The following is a 17,229-nucleotide window of genomic DNA, read 5'->3' as shown; positions in this document are numbered from 1 at the left end:
CCATGTTCCTGCGCCATTGCATCACCTTTACCATGATCGCCCTGCTGGTCGGCTGCGCCGGCTTCGGTAGCCGTGAGGCCCTGCAGGGCCACGGCGACCCGCAGCAGTGGCGCGCCCACAAAGCGCAGCTGAGCAGCCTCGATGGCTGGCAGATCAACGGCAAGGTCGGCATCCGCGCCCCGCGCGATTCCGGCAGCGGTACGCTGTTCTGGCTGCAACGCCAGGATTATTACGACATTCGCCTGGCCGGCCCGCTGGGCCGAGGCGCCGCACGCCTTACCGGCCGCCCGGGTGGCGTGGTGCTGGAAGTGGCCAACCAGGGCCGCTACGAAGCCACCAGCCCGGAAGCCCTGCTGGAAGAACAACTGGGCTGGCAACTGCCGGTTTCGCACCTGGTCTGGTGGGTGCGCGGCCTGCCCGCCCCCGACAGCAAGAGCAAGCTGACCCTCGATGGCGACAGCCGCCTGGCCAGCCTCGACCAGGATGGCTGGCAGGTGCAGTACCTGAGCTACACCGAACAGAACGGCTACTGGTTGCCCGAGCGCCTGAAGCTGCACGGCAAGGACCTGGACGTGACCCTGGTGGTCAAGGACTGGCAGCCGCGCCAGCTGGGGCATTGATCACATGCAAAAGCTCACCCTGCCCGCCCCGGCCAAGCTCAACCTGTGGCTGCACATCATCGGCCGCCGCGCGGACGGTTACCACGAGCTGGAAACGGTGTTCCAGTTTCTCGACCACGGCGACGAACTGAGCTTCGCCCTGCGTGACGATGGCGTGATCCGCTTGCACACCGAAATCGAGACAGTCCCCCACGACAGCAACCTGATCGTACGGGCCGCACGCATGCTACAAGCTCAATCGGGCACCACGCTTGGCGCCGACATCTGGCTGACCAAGGTTCTGCCCATGGGCGGTGGCATCGGCGGCGGCAGCTCGGACGCCGCGACCACCCTGCTGGCCCTCGCCCACCTGTGGCAACTGGACTGGGACGAAGACCGCCTGGCCGCACTGGGGCTTAGCCTGGGCGCCGATGTGCCGGTGTTCGTACGCGGCCACGCAGCGTTCGCGCAAGGTGTAGGCGAACAACTGACACCGGTCGACCCGATCGAACCCTGGTATGTCGTGCTGGTGCCGCAAGTGTCTGTCAGCACAGTAGAAATTTTTTCACATCCACAGTTGACACGTGATTCTCTCCCCCTTAAGATGCGCCCCGTTCCCGAGGGAAACAGTCGAAATGACTGCCAACCGGTGGTAGAGCAGAATTACCCTGAAGTTCGCAATGCGTTGAATTCACTGGGAAAATTCACTGAGGCTCGACTAACCGGCACTGGAAGTTGTGTGTTTGGGGCCTTCCCAAGCAAAGCCGAAGCTGATAAAGTTCTGGCCCTTCTTTCAGCGACCCAAACAGGGTTTGTGGCGAAAGGAAGCAATATTTCGATGTTGCATCGCAAGCTGCAAAGTCTGGTCAAGAAGTCGAGCGCATGAGCGTTCGCAGCAACAGATACAGGGGCGTCGCCAAGCGGTAAGGCAGCAGGTTTTGATCCTGCCATGCGTTGGTTCGAATCCAGCCGCCCCTGCCATTTTCCTTATACTCATCCAGGTATACCCTCAGCCTTCAGGTACTGCGCGTGTCCAAGATGATGGTCTTTACGGGGAACGCTAACCCCGATCTGGCTCGGCGTGTCGTACGTCAGCTGCATATCCCTCTCGGTGACGTCTCTGTCGGTAAATTCTCCGACGGCGAGATCAGTACTGAGATCAATGAAAATGTTCGCGGTAAAGACGTTTTCATTATTCAGCCGACCTGCGCCCCGACCAACGATAACCTGATGGAACTGGTAGTGATGGCCGACGCCTTCCGCCGCTCCTCAGCATCCCGAATCACCGCCGTGATTCCCTACTTCGGATATGCCCGCCAGGACCGCCGTCCGCGTTCGGCACGTGTAGCCATCAGCGCCAAAGTCGTTGCTGACATGCTCACTGTCGTAGGTATCGACCGTGTACTCACCGTCGACCTGCACGCTGACCAGATTCAAGGCTTCTTCGATATCCCCGTCGATAACATCTACGGCTCGCCCGTACTGGTTGACGATATCGAAGACCAGCGTTTCGAGAACCTGATGATCGTCTCCCCGGACATCGGTGGTGTCGTGCGCGCACGCGCTGTCGCCAAGTCCCTGGGCGTCGATCTGGGTATCATCGACAAACGCCGCGAAAAGGCTAACCACTCCGAGGTTATGCACATCATCGGCGACGTCGAAGGGCGCACCTGCATCCTGGTAGACGACATGGTCGACACCGCCGGCACCCTGTGCCACGCGGCCAAGGCCCTGAAAGAGCACGGCGCTGCCAAGGTTTACGCCTATTGCACGCACCCTGTCCTGTCGGGCCGCGCAATCGAGAACATCGAGAAGTCGGTACTGGACGAGCTGGTGGTGACCAACACCGTTCCGCTGTCCGCCGCTGCTCAAGCCTGTGATCGTATCCGCCAGCTGGATATCGCACCGGTTGTCGCTGAAGCGGTACGCCGCATCAGCAACGAAGAATCGATCAGCGCGATGTTCCGCTAAGCGGGACACGTGTTGATGTGAAGCGCCCCGCCCCAACCTGTGTTGGGGCGGGGCTTTTTTGCCATCCCCGTTGGCGCTGGTCGCAAACGCCCTCGGGGGGCTATTTTGGAGAAACAAAATGACTGATTTTATTCTGAACGCCCAAGCGCGTACTGACCTGGGGAAAGGTGCGAGCCGCCGCCTGCGTCACTCGCTGAGCATCCCAGCCGTTGTCTACGGTGGTGATAAAGAAGCTCAATCCCTGACCATCCTGGCCAAGGAAATCACCAAGCTGTTCGAAAACGAAGCTGCCTTCAGCCACGTTATCGAACTGAACGTTGACGGTGTTAAACAGAACGTCATCATCAAGGCCATGCAGCGCCACCCAGCCAAGCAGTTCATCATGCACGCTGACTTCGTTCGCGTCGTTGCTGGCCAGAAGCTGACCGCCAAGGTTCCGGTTCACTTCATCAACGAAGAAGCCCCGGTCAAGAAAGGCGGCGAGATCTCCCACGTTGAGTCCGAGATCGAAGTTTCCTGCGAAGCCAAAGACCTGCCTGAGTTCATCGAAGTTGACCTGGGCAACGCCGAAATCGGCACCATCATCCACCTGTCGGACCTGAAAGCTCCGAAAGGCGTAGAGTTCGTCGCTCTGGCCCACGGTGATGACAAAGCTGTTGCCAACGTTCACGCTCCACGCGTTGCTCCAGAAGCAGAAGGCGCTGCCGAGTAATCCACTCGCACGCCGGCGTTGATCGGGTTACAGTGCCGCGCGCACTGTAACCCACCAACTCCAAGGAAGAGCCCCTGACGTGACCGCCATCCAGTTGATCGTTGGCCTGGGTAACCCCGGCCCCGAATACGAACAGACCCGGCATAACGCAGGGGCTCTTTTCGTTGAACGCCTTGCCAGCGCCCAGCGTGTTTCGCTGACCGCTGACAAAAAGTATTTCGGCCTGACGGCTAAATTCAGCCATCAGGGCAACGACGTTCGTTTGTTGATCCCCACCACCTACATGAACCGCAGCGGCCAGTCCGTAGCGGCCTTGGCCAATTTCTTCCGCATAAAGCCGGAAGCGATACTGGTGGCACACGACGAACTCGATCTGCCCCCGGGCGTTGCCAAGCTCAAGCGCGGCGGCGGCCATGGTGGGCACAACGGCCTGCGCGACATCATCGCGCAGCTCGGTAACCAGAACGACTTCCACCGCCTGCGGCTTGGCATCGGCCACCCGGGTGACGCCAAACTGGTATCCAACTTCGTCCTGGGCCGCGCGCCGCGCGCCGAGCAGGAGAAGCTCGACGCCAGCATCGATTTTGCCCTCGGCGTGCTGCCGGACGTGCTTGCCGGCGATTTCGCCAAGGCGATGCGCGAGCTGCACAGCCAGAAGGCCTGATTTCCTTTAGAGAGGGGAATACCCATGGGTTTCAATTGCGGCATCGTCGGCCTGCCCAACGTCGGCAAGTCCACCCTGTTCAACGCCCTGACCAAGTCTGGCATCGCGGCGGAGAATTTCCCTTTCTGCACCATCGAGCCGAACAGCGGCATCGTGCCTATGCCCGACGCTCGCCTGGCTGCGCTGGCTGAAATCGTCAAGCCAAACCGCATCCTGCCAACCACCATGGAATTCGTCGACATCGCCGGCCTGGTTGCCGGTGCCTCGAAAGGCGAAGGCCTGGGCAACAAGTTCCTCGCCAACATCCGCGAGACCGACGCCATTGCCCACGTGGTGCGCTGCTTCGAAGACGAGAACGTGATCCACGTTTCCAACAGCGTCGACCCCAAGCGTGACATCGAGATCATCGACCTCGAACTGATCTTCGCCGACCTCGACAGCTGCGAAAAGCAACTGCAGAAGGTAGCCCGCAACGCCAAGGGCGGCGACAAGGATGCCTTGGCGCAAAAGGCCATTCTGGAAAAGCTGATCCCGCACTTTACCGAAGGCAAGCCTGCGCGCAGCCTGATGAAGCACATGGCTGACGACGAAAAGGCCGTCATCCGTGGCTTCCACTTGCTGACCAGCAAACCGGTGATGTACATCGCCAACGTGGCCGAAGACGGCTTCGACAACAACCCGCACCTGGACGTGGTCAAGGCCATTGCCGAGGAAGAAGGCGCGGTAGTGGTGCCGGTGTGCAACAAGATCGAAGCGGAAATCGCCGAGCTGGAAGACGGTGAAGAGAAGGACATGTTCCTCGAGGCCCTGGGCCTGGAAGAGCCTGGCCTGAACCGCGTGATCCGCGCCGGTTACGAGCTGCTGAACCTGCAGACCTACTTCACTGCCGGCGTGCAGGAAGTACGCGCCTGGACCGTTCGCGTCGGAGCCACTGCCCCGCAGGCAGCCGGCGTTATCCACACCGACTTCGAAAAAGGCTTCATCCGTGCTGAAGTGGTGGCCTATGACGACTTCATCCAGTTCAAGGGTGAAGCCGGTGCCAAGGAGGCCGGTAAGTGGCGTCTGGAAGGCAAGGATTACATCGTCAAAGACGGCGACGTGATGCACTTCCGCTTCAACGTCTAAGCGGTAGCCTGCTGTAACTACAAACCCTTGAGGCCTGCACCTCAGGGGTTTTGTTTTTCTGGGATGCAGGGTGGGAACATTCGTTCTACCGTATTTCCATGGGTAGCCGCCTGCCCCCCTGTCATCACAGACCGCTGCGACCGATAGATGCGCCACCATCCACGTAGATTGTCTGCCCGGTAATGAAAGCGCTGCGATCCCCGAGCAGGAAGGTCACTGCCGAAGCGACCTCGTGTGGCTGCCCGAGCCGCCCCATCGGCACGCCGTCGATATAGGCGGCTTCGCCAGCACTGCCTACCGGGTTACCACTGCGGAACAGTTCGGTCTCGATCGGCCCTGGAGCAACTGCATTAACCGTGATTCCTGTCTGGGCCAGTTCCAGCGCCCAACTGCGAGTGAAGCTGACCAGCGCTGCCTTTGCAGCGGCGTAAGAAGTGCGCTGGCGAATGCCGAGCACGGTCAGGCTGGAGATATTCACCACGCGGCCCCAGCAGCGCTCGCGCATCCCTGGCAGCAGCGCTTGGGTCGCCTGCAGCGCGGGATGCAGGTTGACCCGCATTACTTCGTCGAAGCTTGCCAGGTCAATTTCGCCCAGTGGCTGGGGACGGACCAGGCCCACATTGTTTACCAGGCCGTCGAATGCATAGCGTTTGGTCAAGTCGGCCAGTGTCGCAATCAAACGCTCTGAGTCGCTCAAGTCGGTGGCGATCAGTTCGCCGGGGAAGCTGGCATCCGCAGCCTGGCGGGCGATACCAACGACTTGATGGCCCTCCTCCACCAGTTGCTCGGAGATTGCCCGGCCGATGCCTTTGCTGGCTCCTGTAACAAGAAAAGTACGTTGCGTCATGGCGTGTCTCTACCGTTAGTGTTTCTGCAGACGATGCAATATGGCTTGGCCCACCAGGGCCGCTGACGCCGGGTTCTGCCCAGTGATCAATTCGCGGTCGATGACAACATTAGGCGCCCACGGCGATGGGTTGCTCTGATACTGCCCGCCGGCGCGCTCCAGGGCGGTCTGCGGATAGAACTTCATCTGCCCTCCGCCGAGCAGGCCCTTGGCCTGTTCTTCTTCCTGATTGCTGATGACTGTCATGCGATAGCCGGCATAAATCCAGTCTTCGGGCGTTGCTGTCCGGTCCCCGTTCTCCAGTGCCTGGATCAGCTTCTGCGGCCGCTCCAGCGCCGAGAGCAGAGCAATGGGACCGTGGCAAACCAGCGCGGTGGTTTTACCCTCGGCGTGGAAAGCGCGAAGCAGACGCCCCATCGCCGGGTCGGCGAGCAGGTCTTGCATCGGGGCGTGGCCGCCCGGCACATAGACTGCATCGAAGTTGCCATAACCAATCTGCTCCACGCGGGACAGGCTGATCACCGGCGAATGCTTCGCAGAAGTAAGCTGCAGCTGATCCAGCAGCGCCTGATATTGCTCCAGTTGCTTCGGATCGTTGCCGAAGTACTGGGCCGCGGCCGAGCTGCGGTCCAACGTCGGCGCGCGACCGAGGGGAGTAGCGAAGGTAACTTGATGGCCTGCGTCCAGCAGCGTTTTGGTCGGCTCCAACAGTTCGTTGAGGTAGAAACCGGTTGCAAATGCCTTGCCGTCGCGAAGCTCCAGGTGGCTCTCGTCAGACAGTACCACAAGGACGTTCGCCGCATGAGCGCCCAGACTCGCGCTGCCTATGACAGCAGCCAGGGCCAGTCGTTGGTAAGTACGCATAGCATTCCCTCCATTCAGGCACAGGCGGGATGCCGTGCACTGACCGACACTTTATTGGCGATCAGACAAGCGATAAATTGGGCCTGTGGAAAAGCATTTTTGCTTTGGAGAACAAAATGGCGCGACGGTTTGGTCACCTGGGGGATGTCGAGACGCTGCTGGAAGTGGTCGAACGTGGCTCGCTCAGTGCGGCAGCGGTGGCCTTGGCGACCACCCCGTCGGTCGTTAGTCGGGCCATTTCGCGGCTTGAGTCGCACCTGGGGGTGCAGTTACTACGCCGCACCACGCGTCGTTTGAGTCTCACCGACAGTGGCTTGGAATACGTCGAGCAGGCGCGCGCTGCGTTCCAGCAGATCGCCAGTGCAGAGCAAGCCCTGAGCGGCCATGGCGAAGTACAGGGCCGTGTGCGCCTGAGCGCGCCGACCACTTATGGGCATCACCGGTTGCCGGCCATGCTGGCAGCCTTCACCCTGCGCTATCCGAAAGTGCAGGTCGAGTTGAACATCACCAATCGTAATGTCGACCTGGTGGCCGAAGGGTATGACCTGGCTATTCGCCTTGGCGACCTGCCGGACAGTAGCTTGGTGGCGCGTCGGCTAGAGGAGGCTCGACTATGCCTGGTGGCCGCGCCAGCTTACCTCGCGCGTGCCGGCAGGCCGCAATCACTGGCGGAGCTGGCCGGACACAACTGCCTGCCTTTCATCATGCCCAGCAATGGCAGGCCAGGCGTTTGGCAGTTCCGTCAAGGAGAGGAGGAACTGCTCTTCGTTCCGCAGGGAAATCCGGTGGTGGCGGACGATGTGCTGGGGTGCATCTCACTGGCCGAGCAAGGTGTCGGGATCTGCCAGACCTACGAGTTCATAGTCGCAGAACGCCTGCAGCGGGGACGGTTGGTGCGCTTGCTGGAGGATTACGAGGGGGCCCGACGGCCCTTCTCGGTCATCTATCCGCCACATCGCCAGCTGTCGGGGGCCAGCAGGGCATTGATCGATTCTTTGATGACAACGGGCCGCAAAGCGGCACTCGATCCCAGCATCTAAGCTGAGGTTCAGCGCCCTTCTCGCCAGAGCCGACACCATGCCCCAACCCACTCGTTTCGACTGGCAACGCTGGTTACCCGGCCTGGTCACCCTGCTCCACTACAAGGCAGCCTGGCTACCCAAGGACATCGCCGCCGGCCTTGTGCTCACCACCATGCTGGTGCCTGTGGGCATCGCCTACGCCGAGGCTTCCGGCGTCCCCGGCATCTATGGCCTGTACGCCACCATCATCCCCCTGCTGGCCTATGCCCTGTTCGGTCCCAGCCGTATCCTGGTATTGGGCCCGGACTCGGCGCTGGCCGCGCCTATCCTGGCTGTGGTGGTGCAATACGCCGCCAGCGACCCGCAGCGGGCGATCGCCATCGCCAGCATGATGGCGCTGGTCGCCGGGGCGTTCTGTGTGATTGCCGGGCTGCTGCGCCTGGGCTTCATCACCGAGTTGCTGTCCAAGCCCATCCGCTATGGGTACATGAACGGCATCGCCCTGACCGTATTGATCAGCCAGTTGCCCAAGCTGTTCGGCATCAAAGTCGACAGCGAAGGCCCCTTGCGCGACCTTTGGTACTTGGGCCAGGCGCTATACGCCGGCCAAGGGCACTGGCCAAGCTTTGTCGTGGGTGTCGGTAGCCTGGCGCTGATTCTGCTGCTCAAACCGTTCAAGCGCCTGCCGGGCATCCTGATCGCCGTGGTACTGGCGACGCTGGCAGTGAGCGTGTTCAACCTCGATCAGATAGGCGTCAAGGTACTCGGGCAATTGCCTCAGGGCCTGCCCGGCTTCGTCTTCCCCTGGGTCAGCGACATTGACCTGGTCGAGGTGCTACTGGGCGGGATTGCAGTGGCGCTGGTGTCGTTCGCCGACACCAGTGTGCTGTCACGCTCCTATGCCGCGCGCCTCAAGATGCGGGTAAACCCCAACCAGGAAATGTTCGGCCTGGGCGTGGCCAACGTGGCCTCGGGGCTGTTCCAGGGCATCCCGATCAGCAGCAGTTCGTCACGCACCCCAGTGGCCGAAGCTGCCGGCTCGCAGACCCAGCTCACCGGCATCATCGGCGCCCTGGCGGTGACCCTGTTGCTGCTGGTAGCGCCCAATCTGATGCAGCACCTGCCTAACAGCGCTTTGGCTGCGGTGGTGATTGCCGCTGCACTGGGGCTGTTCGAATTTGCCGACCTCAAGCGTATCTTCCGCATGCAGCAGTGGGAGTTCTGGCTGTCGTTCACCTGCTTTGTCGGCGTGGCGGTGTTCGGCGCCATTCCCGGTATCTGCATTGCAGTGGCGGTGTCGGTGATCGAGTTCCTGTGGGACGGCTGGCGGCCGCATTACGCAGTGCTCGGCCGGGCCGATGGGCTGCGCGGCTACCATGACATACAGCGTTATCCACAGGCCCGGCGTATTCCAGGGCTGGTGCTGCTGCGCTGGGACGCGCCGTTGTTCTTTGCCAACGCCGAGCAGTTCCAGAACACAGTGATGGCGGCGGTGGACGCGTCGCCAACGCCTGTGCAGCGGGTGGTGATTGCCGCTGAGCCTGTGACCAGTATCGATATCACTTCGGCGGACATGCTGGCCGAGCTGGACCGGGCACTGGAGGCGCGGGGGGTGGAGTTGCAGTTCGCCGAAATGAAGGACCCGGTGAAGGACAAGATGCGCCAGTTCGAGTTGTTCGAACACATGGGGGAGAAGGCCTTTCATCCGACGGTGGGCGCAGCGGTGGATGCGTACCTGGAAGAGAGTGGGATTGATTGGCAGCCCTGAATGGCCTGGGGGAGCGGGCTTAACCGCGAAGAAGCCCGCGCCGACTCCGAAGCCGGTCAATCCAGATCAACATGGCGCTGGCATACACCGATACCGCCAGAAACAGCGCCATACGCACCGCAAACGCCTTGTACACATCCTGCCCACCTGCACTGTCCTGCACCGACTGCCCCAGCAAGATCAGCATGGTCGTCAGGCAACTGACCCAGTACGCCGGGCTGTGCCGGCTCGGCACCGCCTGATACAGGCGCCGAGCCTGCCAGAGGGCGAACAGCAGGACCCACAAGAAGAACATCCACAGGTGAACGAACAGGCTCAGCGCTACCCACAGCACTATCGCCAACACCCCGGCAAGCAAGGTTGAACCGATCAGCTCGCGGCTGGCGTGCCGCGCGCGGGTTTCGCCTGCTTGTTGCCCCACGCTCACAGCCTTCATGATCAATGGCATGTACTGGTCAGGAGCGATCAATGCCAGCAGAAAGGCCGGCATCACGATCAACGTGGCACGCAGCGCCACCCAACTGACATGCTCGCTGCCCAACAGCGGCGGCACCGGCTGTGCTGGCGCATTGGCAGGTTCGGGGAACAACGTATGCGCCACCGACGTGCCCAGCACTGCCAGCAGCATGCCTTTGGCCAGCGCTTCGACCACCGACAATGCCAGGGTGAAGTCACTGGTGCCGGCAGCGGCGATCATGGTCAGGCCGATCACCAGCAGGTTGGCCAGCAAGCCGTTGCCGCCCTTCAGCGCATAGCGCAAGGTCAGGAAAACACCCACCCCGACCAGTAACACCCCAGCCAACGGAGCATGGCGCAACAGCGGAATCAGCAGCAAACCGCTGCCGCAAGCGAGCAGCACCAGTAGCGCCAGGACCGGTGCTGCACGCAGGGGCAATGGCTGACTGCGCATGGCCAGCAACAGCACCGCAAACACCGGCGCCAGAATCGGCACCGGCAAGCCTAGACCGAAGCTCACTGCCAGGCACAGCGCCCCGCCCCAGGCCAGGCGCAGTGCGCGCAGGCGGCGCAATTCAATAGGCATACGACAGCCAGCCCATCAGCCACATGAACAACCGGCCCAGCAGGTTCAGTGGGTTGCCTTCGCTGGGCAGGGCCATGACCTCGGCCTGGCCACCGACCCGCAGCACGGTCTTGTCCTGAAGCTGGTCGCGCTCCAGCTCGACAATCACCGGAAAGCGCTGCGCTGAACGCAGCCACTCGCGGCTATTCTGCACGGTCGGCAGCGTACCCGGCGGCGTGCTCTGGCCCACGCTCACGCCATAGCCAATGCTGCGTATACGCCCTTTCAACACGGTGCCCGGTAGCGCATCGAGCACCACCAGCACCGGGGTTTCAGGGCGCAAACGACCGAGGTTGTTCTCGGTCATGTCGGCACTTATCCACACGTCATGGATACTGATCAGGGTCATCATCGGGCTACCTGCCCCGACATAGTGGCCAACGTCTGTGCGCAGGTCGGTGATCAGCCCGTTCGCGTCGGCACGCACCACGGTGCGGGCAAGGTCCAGGCGGGCCTTTTCCACATTGGCCGCAGCACTGCGCAGTTGGGCGTTGTCTTCCTGTGCCCCGCCCTGCTGCTCACGGGCGCGCTCCACTTCGGCGCGGGCTGCCGCCACTTGGCTGATGGCCTGGTCACGAGTGGCCTGGGCGCCTTCCAGGCGGCGCACCGACACCGTACCAGGGTCTTCGTCAATCAGCCGTTTGAGGCGCTCGGCGTCCTGCCGCGCCTTGCGTTCGTTGGCCTGGGCTGCCACCAGCGCTGCCTGCGCCGAATCGATGCCGGCGGTACTGGCGCCGATCTGCCGGCGCACGGTATCAAGGTCGGCTTCGGCGCGGGCCAGGGCAATGCGGTACTGCTCCTGATCGAGTTCGAACAGCACATCGCCCTGGCGCACCTCCTGGTTGTTGCCTACGGCCACACGCTTGATCTGCCCGGCCACTTCGGCGGCCACCGGGACCACGTAAGCCTGCAGGCGCGCTTGCTGGGTGTACGGCGTATAGCGGTCAGCCAGCAAGTACCAGAGCAGGCTGACGGCAATCAGCAGCAGCACCCAGCGCATGCCGCGATCCGGGGCTGACGGGGGCGGCGTTGGCGTGGCGTCGCTCATTCGGTTTCACCTTGTGCATGCGCGGTGGGGGCTGGCTCGTCGAGCAACTCGCCCCAGTCGGTGCGTTGCTGCATTTGCTGGCGGGTGGCCGGGTCGATCGGCGCGCGGCTGGCGTCCCAACCACCACCCATGGCCTTGTACAACGTCACCAGGCTGCTGACCGCGTTGCCACGGCTGACCAGGTAACCGTCCTGTTGCTGCAACAGCAGTTGCTGAGCATCGAGCACCCGCTGAAAATCGGCGAAGCCTTCACGGTACTGCGAGCTGGCCAGATTCAGCGAGCGCTGTGCAGCCTGAGAGGCCTGGTCGCGAATGGTTGCACTCTGCAGCGAGCGCACCAGCCCGCTGGCAGCATCGTCGGCCTCACGGGCGGCTTCGCGCACGCCCTGCTGGTACAACTCGATCAGTTGCTGCAACCGGGCATCTTCCACGCGTACGGTGTTCTTGCGCCGGCCATAGTCGAACGGGTTCCAGATCAGGCTTGGGCCAGCCGCCAGGTCGAAGGTGTCGGGCAGATGATTGGCCGATAGGAAGGTCCAGCCGATACTGCCGAGCAAGCTCAGCTGTGGATAAAGATCGGCCTCGGCCACCCCGACCAGCGCCGACTGCGCCGCCACTGCCTGCTCGGCGGCGCGGATGTCCGGGCGGCGCTGCAGCAGGCTGGCAGGTACATCCTGCAACACTGCCCGGTTGGGCAAGGGCAGTTGGCCATGCCCGGCCTCCAACTGCGGCAGCGGCCCGGGTGGGCGGCCGAGCAGCGAGCACAGTACGTTGCGCAGGGCATTGAGCTGGTTCTCGAATTCGGGAATGGTGGCCAGGGTCGCCAGATATTGAGTACGCGCCTGCTGCCAGTCGAGCTCGTCATTTTCGCCGTGGCGGAACAACCGCTCGGTAATCTCCAGGCTACGCGCCTGGCGCTTGGCGTTCTCTTGTGCGATCGCCAGCCGCGCCTCGGCGGTACGCAGGGCAAAGTAGGTGTCGGCCACTTGCGCACGCAGCAGCAGCATGGCATCGGCGTAGTTGGCCTGGGAGGCGAAGTAGACGGCATCGGCGCTTTCGATGGCACGACTGAAGCGGCCCCAGAAGTCAATTTCCCAGCCGATGTCGAAGCCCACGCTGGATTGCCAGAACACCGAATCACGGGCCGAAGGCGTACCAGACTGATCCTGCTTCAGGTACAGGCTTTGCGCACTCAGTTGCTGCAGCTGCGGATAACGCCCGGTCTGCACGATGGCCAACTGGGCACGGGCTTCAGCGATACGCAGGCCAGCCACGCGCAGGTTGGTGTTGTTGGCGTCGGCCTCGGCTATCAGCGCGTCCAGCGTCGGGTCGGCAAACACCGCCCACCACTGGCGCAGGCCGGGCGCAGCCGCGCTGCGCCCGGCCTGCTCCAGCATTGGCGTGCTCCAGCCGTCCAGCCACGGCACTTGGGGCTTCTCGAAATCCGGACCAACCTGAGTGCAACCGGCCAGCACCATCAGCAGCCCCAGGCCATAGCAGCGCTTGGGCATGGCTCAGGCGGCAGGTGGTGCCGGTTGCTCCGGCACCTGCAGCGCAACCCATTGCCAGAACAGCACGTACGTCACGCCGAGGATTACCGGGCCGATGAACAAACCGATGATGCCTTTGACCACCATGCCGCCCAATGCCCCGATCAGTACCACCGGCATCGGTACATCAACTCCGCGCCCCAGCAGCAGCGGCTTGAGCACGTTGTCGGCAAGGCCGGCGACGAAGGTGTAGATGGCAAAAATGATGGTCGCCACCGTGAAGCCTTCGGCGTTGAACACATAAATGATCACCGGCAAGGTCACCAGCGTCGCCGGGGCCTGGGCAATGCCCAGCATGAGGATGACGATGGCCAGCATCCCGGCACCGGGAACCCCTTTGACGACAAAACCGACACCGATCAGCAGCATCTGGATGAAGGCAATGCCGATCACCCCTTGTGCCACCGCGCGAATGGTGGCCGTGCACAGCGTGGCCAAGGGTTTACCGCGCTCTGCGCCTGAAACCCGCATGGCGATGCGTTGGGTAGCGATTTCACCTCGTTCACCGAAGGCCATGATGACCCCGGAAATGATGATTGCGCCGATGAACAGAAGGAAGGCCCCGCCGGCGCTGGCCGCAGCGCCCAGCACCGTTAGCCCGGCCCCCTTGATCTGGGGCATCCACTGATTCAGTACACTGGCCATGTTTTCGGAGGCCGCCAACCACAGCGCGTACACCTTCGGCCCGATCAGTGGCCAGGCCGCCACGGAATCAGGCGGGACCGGCACGCTCCAGGCGCCGCTCTTGAGTAGCGTCACCAGGCTGTCCACCGATTCGCCGATGGACATCACCACCAGGTAGATAGGCACCAGCAGCAGCACCAGAACCAATAGCACCACCAGCGTCGCCGCATAGCCTTGCTTGAGCCCGGTGCGGCGCTGGATGCGGCAATGCAATGGGTACAAGGTGACCGCCAGAATCACCGCCCACAGCATCAACTCCAGGAACGGCTGGAACACCTGGAAGGCGAAGATCACCAAGGCTGCCACCAGACCGGCCTTGATGAGCACATCGAGCAAGCCCCGCGAAAGGGCGCTGTCCAACTTGAAACTCGACTGCATGATTCATCTCCCGATATTCAATGCACCAGCACGGCGCAACTCACTGCCCCGTTTAAGGGGATGCCTGCACAGGGCTGTCATCGCGCAGCTGCCGCGCCAAGGCCATCATGACCAAGGGCACCACCGCCATCGACAAGGTGATGGCCAGCACCAGCAGGTCGTGTACCTGCTGGGTGAGTACCTGGTGCTCCAGCGCCAGCTTGAACACCACGAAGGCGAACTCGCCACCCGAAGCCAGCACCACGCCCAGGCATAGCGCCTGGGCCTGGTTGAGCCCACCGACCGTATGCCCCAGGCCATACAGCAAGGGCAGCTTGATCACCACCAGCAGCACAGTCAGGCCCAGCACCATCAGCGGCATGCCGAACAGCAGGCGCAGGTCGGCACTCATACCTACGCCAACGAAGAACAGTCCCAGCAGCAGGCCTTTGATCGGTTCGATCTGGGTTTCCAGTTCGTGGCGAAACGGCGACTCGGCCATCAGCACACCGGCCAGGAAGGCCCCCAGCGCCATCGACACACCCACATGCTCCATCAACCAAGCGGTGCCCAGCACGACCAGCAAGGCCGTGGCGGTCGACAGTTCAGGCAGGCCCGAACCCACCGTCCACTTGAATATCGGGGTCAGCAGATAACGGCCAAAAACAATCAGCACACCAATGCCGACAACCACAGCCAGCAAGGGCCAGGCACCTTCGTCAGCAGTGCTGACATCGCCACCGAGCAGCGGCACCACGGCAATCAAGGGAATGGCGGCAATGTCCTGGAACAGCAGGATGGCCACGGCCAGGCGGCCATGAGGTTTGCCCAGGTCCTTGCGCTCGGCCAGTACCTGCAGGCCAAAGGCGGTGGACGACAGCGCCAGGCCCAGGCCCAGCACGATGGCGGCAGGTTTCGATTGGTCGAACAGCCAGAATGCCAGTAGCCCAAGCAGCACAGCGGTCAGCCCCACTTGCAAGCTGCCGACGCCAAATAGCGCCCGGCGCATGGTCCACAGACGCTTTGGGGACAGCTCCAGGCCAATCACGAACAACAGCATGACCACGCCCATTTCCGACAGCCGCGCCACGTTGTCCGGGTTGCCGAGCAGGCCAAACACCGACGGACCAATCAGGATACCCGCCAACAGGTATCCCGGTACTGCGCCCATTTTCAAACGCTGCGCCAGCGGTACCAGAAGTACCACCGCCAAAAGGAATACCACCGTCGCCTGCAACAGGCTGCCGTCATGTGGCATGAGCTCGTACCTTCGCAGCTCCCTGCTGGGAGGGATTCAGAAACGTTCTTCGACGAACTTGAACGGGTAGGCGACCGCCTTGTACTTGCCGATCTTGCCGCGTTTGGGCAGCTTCACCTGCTGGTCGCGGGTTATGTCCTTGTAGGGAATACGGCTGAGCAGGTGGCTGATGATATTCAGTCGCGCGCGACGTTTGTCGTTGGAATTGGCCATGAACCACGGTGCCCAGGCGGTATCCGACGCCTGGAACATGTCGTCACGCGCTTGGGTGTAGTCATCCCAGCGGGTATACGACTTGAGGTCCATCGGCGATAACTTCCACAGCTTGCGGCCGTCGTTGATGCGGTCCTGCAGGCGCCGGGTCTGCTCATCGGCGCTGACTTCAAGCCAGTACTTGATGAGGATGATCCCCGAATCGACCATGACCCTTTCGAACACAGGTACACCGGCCAGAAACTTGTCCACTTGCTCACCAGAGCAAAAGCCCATTACCCGCTCAACGCCCGCTCGGTTGTACCAACTGCGATCAAAGATCACCACTTCGCCCGCCGCTGGCAGATGGCCCAGGTAGCGCTGCAGGTACATTTGGGTCTTTTCCCGCTCGGTCGGTGCGGGCAGCGCCACCACACGGAACACCCGTGGGCTGACACGCTCGGTAATGGCCTTGATGGTGCCGCCCTTGCCGGCGCCATCGCGGCCTTCGAAGACAATGCATACCTTCAGGCCCTTGGCGACCACCCACTCCTGTAGCTTCACCAGCTCTACATGCAGGTTCTTGAGCGCTTTTTCGTAGGCCTTGCCGCCCAGCTTTTCTGGCTGTTTTAGGGGGGGCTTGCTGGACGGCTTCGACATGACACGCTCCTGAAGGCGAATGAAGAGTGAGTATGGTCGATTAATGCCAGTTTGCCGCTTCGCTTGCAGATTGATGTGGGGGCTGTCGTGCAGCCCCCGGGAGGCACTATTTGGCCAGCTTGTTGTAACTGGTCATCAGGTTGCGGTAGTCCGGGATATGGTTGGAGAACAGGGTACCCAGCCCTTCGATGTCGTTGCGCCAGTCACGGTGCAGTTCGCAGGCCACGCCGAACCAGGTCATCAGCTGCGCCCCGGCAGCCTCCATGCGTCGCCAGGCCGAATCACGGGTCAGTTCGTTGAACGTGCCAGAGGCGTCGGTGACGACGAATACCTCGAAGCCCTCCTCCAATGCCGACAGGGCCGGGAAGGCCACGCATACTTCAGTGACCACACCAGCAATCAGCAGCTGCTTCTTGCCGGTGGCTTTTACCGCTTTGACGAAATCTTCGTTGTCCCAGGCGTTGATGTTGCCCGGACGTGCAATGTAGGGGGCATCAGGGAACTGCTCTTTCAGTTCCGGCACCAGCGGGCCGTTGGGCCCCGTCTCGAAACTGGTGGTGAGGATGGTCGGCAGCTTGAAGTATTTGGCCAGGTCGGATAGGGCCAACACGTTGTTCTTGAAGCGGTCGGGGTCGATGTCCCTTACCAGCGAGAGCAAACCGGTCTGATGGTCGACCAGCAGTACGGCTGCGTTGTTCTTGTCCAGACGCTTGTATTGGAAGGCCACGGTGGATCTCCTTGCTTCAGCGGGTTGGGAGTATCAGCGTAGGCAAGGATGGGGGGTGGGAGAGACCGTCAGTCGGCTTGCCTGTTCTGGCGTCCCCCAT

General features: G+C 62.1%; 17 protein-coding genes and 1 tRNA gene. 9 read left to right on the top strand and 9 right to left on the bottom strand.

Going from position 1 to position 17,229, the window contains the following annotated elements:
• The first annotated feature begins 2 nt into the window (after window positions 1-2).
• From lolB to ychF, 7 genes are all read left to right on the top strand, one after another.
• Complete coding sequence (gene lolB, locus FQ668_RS03090) at window positions 3-620, top strand: lipoprotein insertase outer membrane protein LolB (protein WP_019437899.1); 618 nt, start codon at window positions 3-5, stop codon at window positions 618-620.
• A gap of 4 nt (window positions 621-624) precedes the next feature.
• On the top strand, window positions 625-1,485 hold the full coding sequence (gene ispE, locus FQ668_RS03085) for a 4-(cytidine 5'-diphospho)-2-C-methyl-D-erythritol kinase (protein ID WP_019437900.1): 861 nt from the start codon (window positions 625-627) through the stop codon (window positions 1,483-1,485).
• A gap of 20 nt (window positions 1,486-1,505) precedes the next feature.
• Window positions 1,506-1,580, top strand: a tRNA-Gln gene (locus FQ668_RS03080).
• A 48-nt stretch (window positions 1,581-1,628) separates the two neighbouring features.
• Entirely contained in the window at window positions 1,629-2,570 is a 942-nt protein-coding gene (locus tag FQ668_RS03075; RefSeq protein ID WP_003247410.1) for a ribose-phosphate pyrophosphokinase, read from the top strand.
• A gap of 118 nt (window positions 2,571-2,688) precedes the next feature.
• Window positions 2,689-3,282: a 50S ribosomal protein L25/general stress protein Ctc gene (locus FQ668_RS03070; protein ID WP_003247411.1), complete on the top strand. Its 594-nt coding sequence runs from the start codon at window positions 2,689-2,691 to the stop codon at window positions 3,280-3,282.
• 79 nt (window positions 3,283-3,361) lie between these two features.
• Window positions 3,362-3,946, top strand: coding sequence for an aminoacyl-tRNA hydrolase (pth, locus tag FQ668_RS03065; RefSeq protein WP_003247413.1), 585 nt, complete (start codon window positions 3,362-3,364; stop codon window positions 3,944-3,946).
• A gap of 24 nt (window positions 3,947-3,970) precedes the next feature.
• Entirely contained in the window at window positions 3,971-5,071 is a 1,101-nt protein-coding gene (ychF, locus tag FQ668_RS03060) for a redox-regulated ATPase YchF (RefSeq protein ID WP_003247414.1), read from the top strand.
• Window positions 5,072-5,195: 124 nt separating this feature from the next.
• Here ychF and FQ668_RS03055 read toward each other — a convergent pair whose 3' ends face one another.
• Together FQ668_RS03055 and FQ668_RS03050 are read right to left on the bottom strand one after the other, a co-directional pair.
• Window positions 5,196-5,918 carry an SDR family oxidoreductase gene (locus tag FQ668_RS03055; protein ID WP_014589659.1) on the bottom strand — a complete coding sequence of 241 codons (723 nt, stop codon included), beginning with the start codon at window positions 5,916-5,918 and terminating at the stop codon, window positions 5,196-5,198.
• A gap of 15 nt (window positions 5,919-5,933) precedes the next feature.
• The gene (locus FQ668_RS03050) at window positions 5,934-6,782 is read right to left on the bottom strand and encodes a type 1 glutamine amidotransferase domain-containing protein (RefSeq protein ID WP_019437901.1); all 849 of its coding nucleotides are present in this window, start codon (window positions 6,780-6,782) and stop codon (window positions 5,934-5,936) included.
• A gap of 116 nt (window positions 6,783-6,898) precedes the next feature.
• Between FQ668_RS03050 and FQ668_RS03045 the strand changes: the two genes are divergently transcribed.
• Together FQ668_RS03045 and FQ668_RS03040 are read left to right on the top strand one after the other, a co-directional pair.
• The gene (locus tag FQ668_RS03045; protein ID WP_014589657.1) at window positions 6,899-7,822 is read left to right on the top strand and encodes a LysR family transcriptional regulator; all 924 of its coding nucleotides are present in this window, start codon (window positions 6,899-6,901) and stop codon (window positions 7,820-7,822) included.
• A 37-nt stretch (window positions 7,823-7,859) separates the two neighbouring features.
• Entirely contained in the window at window positions 7,860-9,572 is a 1,713-nt protein-coding gene (locus FQ668_RS03040) for a SulP family inorganic anion transporter (RefSeq protein ID WP_019437902.1), read from the top strand.
• A gap of 19 nt (window positions 9,573-9,591) precedes the next feature.
• On the opposite strand, the gene FQ668_RS03035 is transcribed toward FQ668_RS03040, so the two are convergent.
• The 7 genes from FQ668_RS03035 to ycaC all read right to left on the bottom strand — a co-directional run bounded on the left by FQ668_RS03035 (window position 9,592) and on the right by ycaC (window position 17,129).
• Window positions 9,592-10,614, bottom strand: coding sequence for a DUF2955 domain-containing protein (locus FQ668_RS03035; RefSeq protein WP_014589655.1), 1,023 nt, complete (start codon window positions 10,612-10,614; stop codon window positions 9,592-9,594).
• Window positions 10,604-11,701, bottom strand: coding sequence for an HlyD family secretion protein (locus FQ668_RS03030; protein WP_014589654.1), 1,098 nt, complete (start codon window positions 11,699-11,701; stop codon window positions 10,604-10,606). Before FQ668_RS03030 ends, FQ668_RS03035 begins: the two co-directional genes overlap by 11 nt.
• Complete coding sequence (locus tag FQ668_RS03025) at window positions 11,698-13,212, bottom strand: efflux transporter outer membrane subunit (protein WP_019437903.1); 1,515 nt, start codon at window positions 13,210-13,212, stop codon at window positions 11,698-11,700. The genes FQ668_RS03030 and FQ668_RS03025 overlap by 4 nt, the downstream gene beginning before the upstream one ends.
• 3 nt (window positions 13,213-13,215) lie before the next feature.
• Entirely contained in the window at window positions 13,216-14,313 is a 1,098-nt protein-coding gene (locus FQ668_RS03020; protein WP_014589652.1) for an AI-2E family transporter, read from the bottom strand.
• Between the two features lie 52 nt (window positions 14,314-14,365).
• Window positions 14,366-15,550 (bottom strand): monovalent cation:proton antiporter-2 (CPA2) family protein, encoded by a 1,185-nt coding sequence (locus FQ668_RS03015; protein ID WP_023390125.1) that lies wholly within the window; start codon window positions 15,548-15,550, stop codon window positions 14,366-14,368.
• Window positions 15,551-15,586: 36 nt separating this feature from the next.
• Window positions 15,587-16,402: a polyphosphate kinase 2 gene (ppk2, locus tag FQ668_RS03010; protein WP_019437904.1), complete on the bottom strand. Its 816-nt coding sequence runs from the start codon at window positions 16,400-16,402 to the stop codon at window positions 15,587-15,589.
• 106 nt (window positions 16,403-16,508) lie between these two features.
• A complete protein-coding gene (ycaC, locus tag FQ668_RS03005; RefSeq protein ID WP_010951959.1) occupies window positions 16,509-17,129 on the bottom strand; it encodes an isochorismate family cysteine hydrolase YcaC in 621 nt (206 codons plus the stop codon).
• Window positions 17,130-17,229: the final 100 nt, after the last annotated feature.

Source organism: Pseudomonas sp. Kh14, from assembly GCF_900291005.1.
Lineage (GTDB): Bacteria > Pseudomonadota > Gammaproteobacteria > Pseudomonadales > Pseudomonadaceae > Aquipseudomonas > Aquipseudomonas alloputida.
Note: the sequence above shows the minus strand (reverse complement) of the source record. Positions and strands in the feature narration are given on the sequence as shown.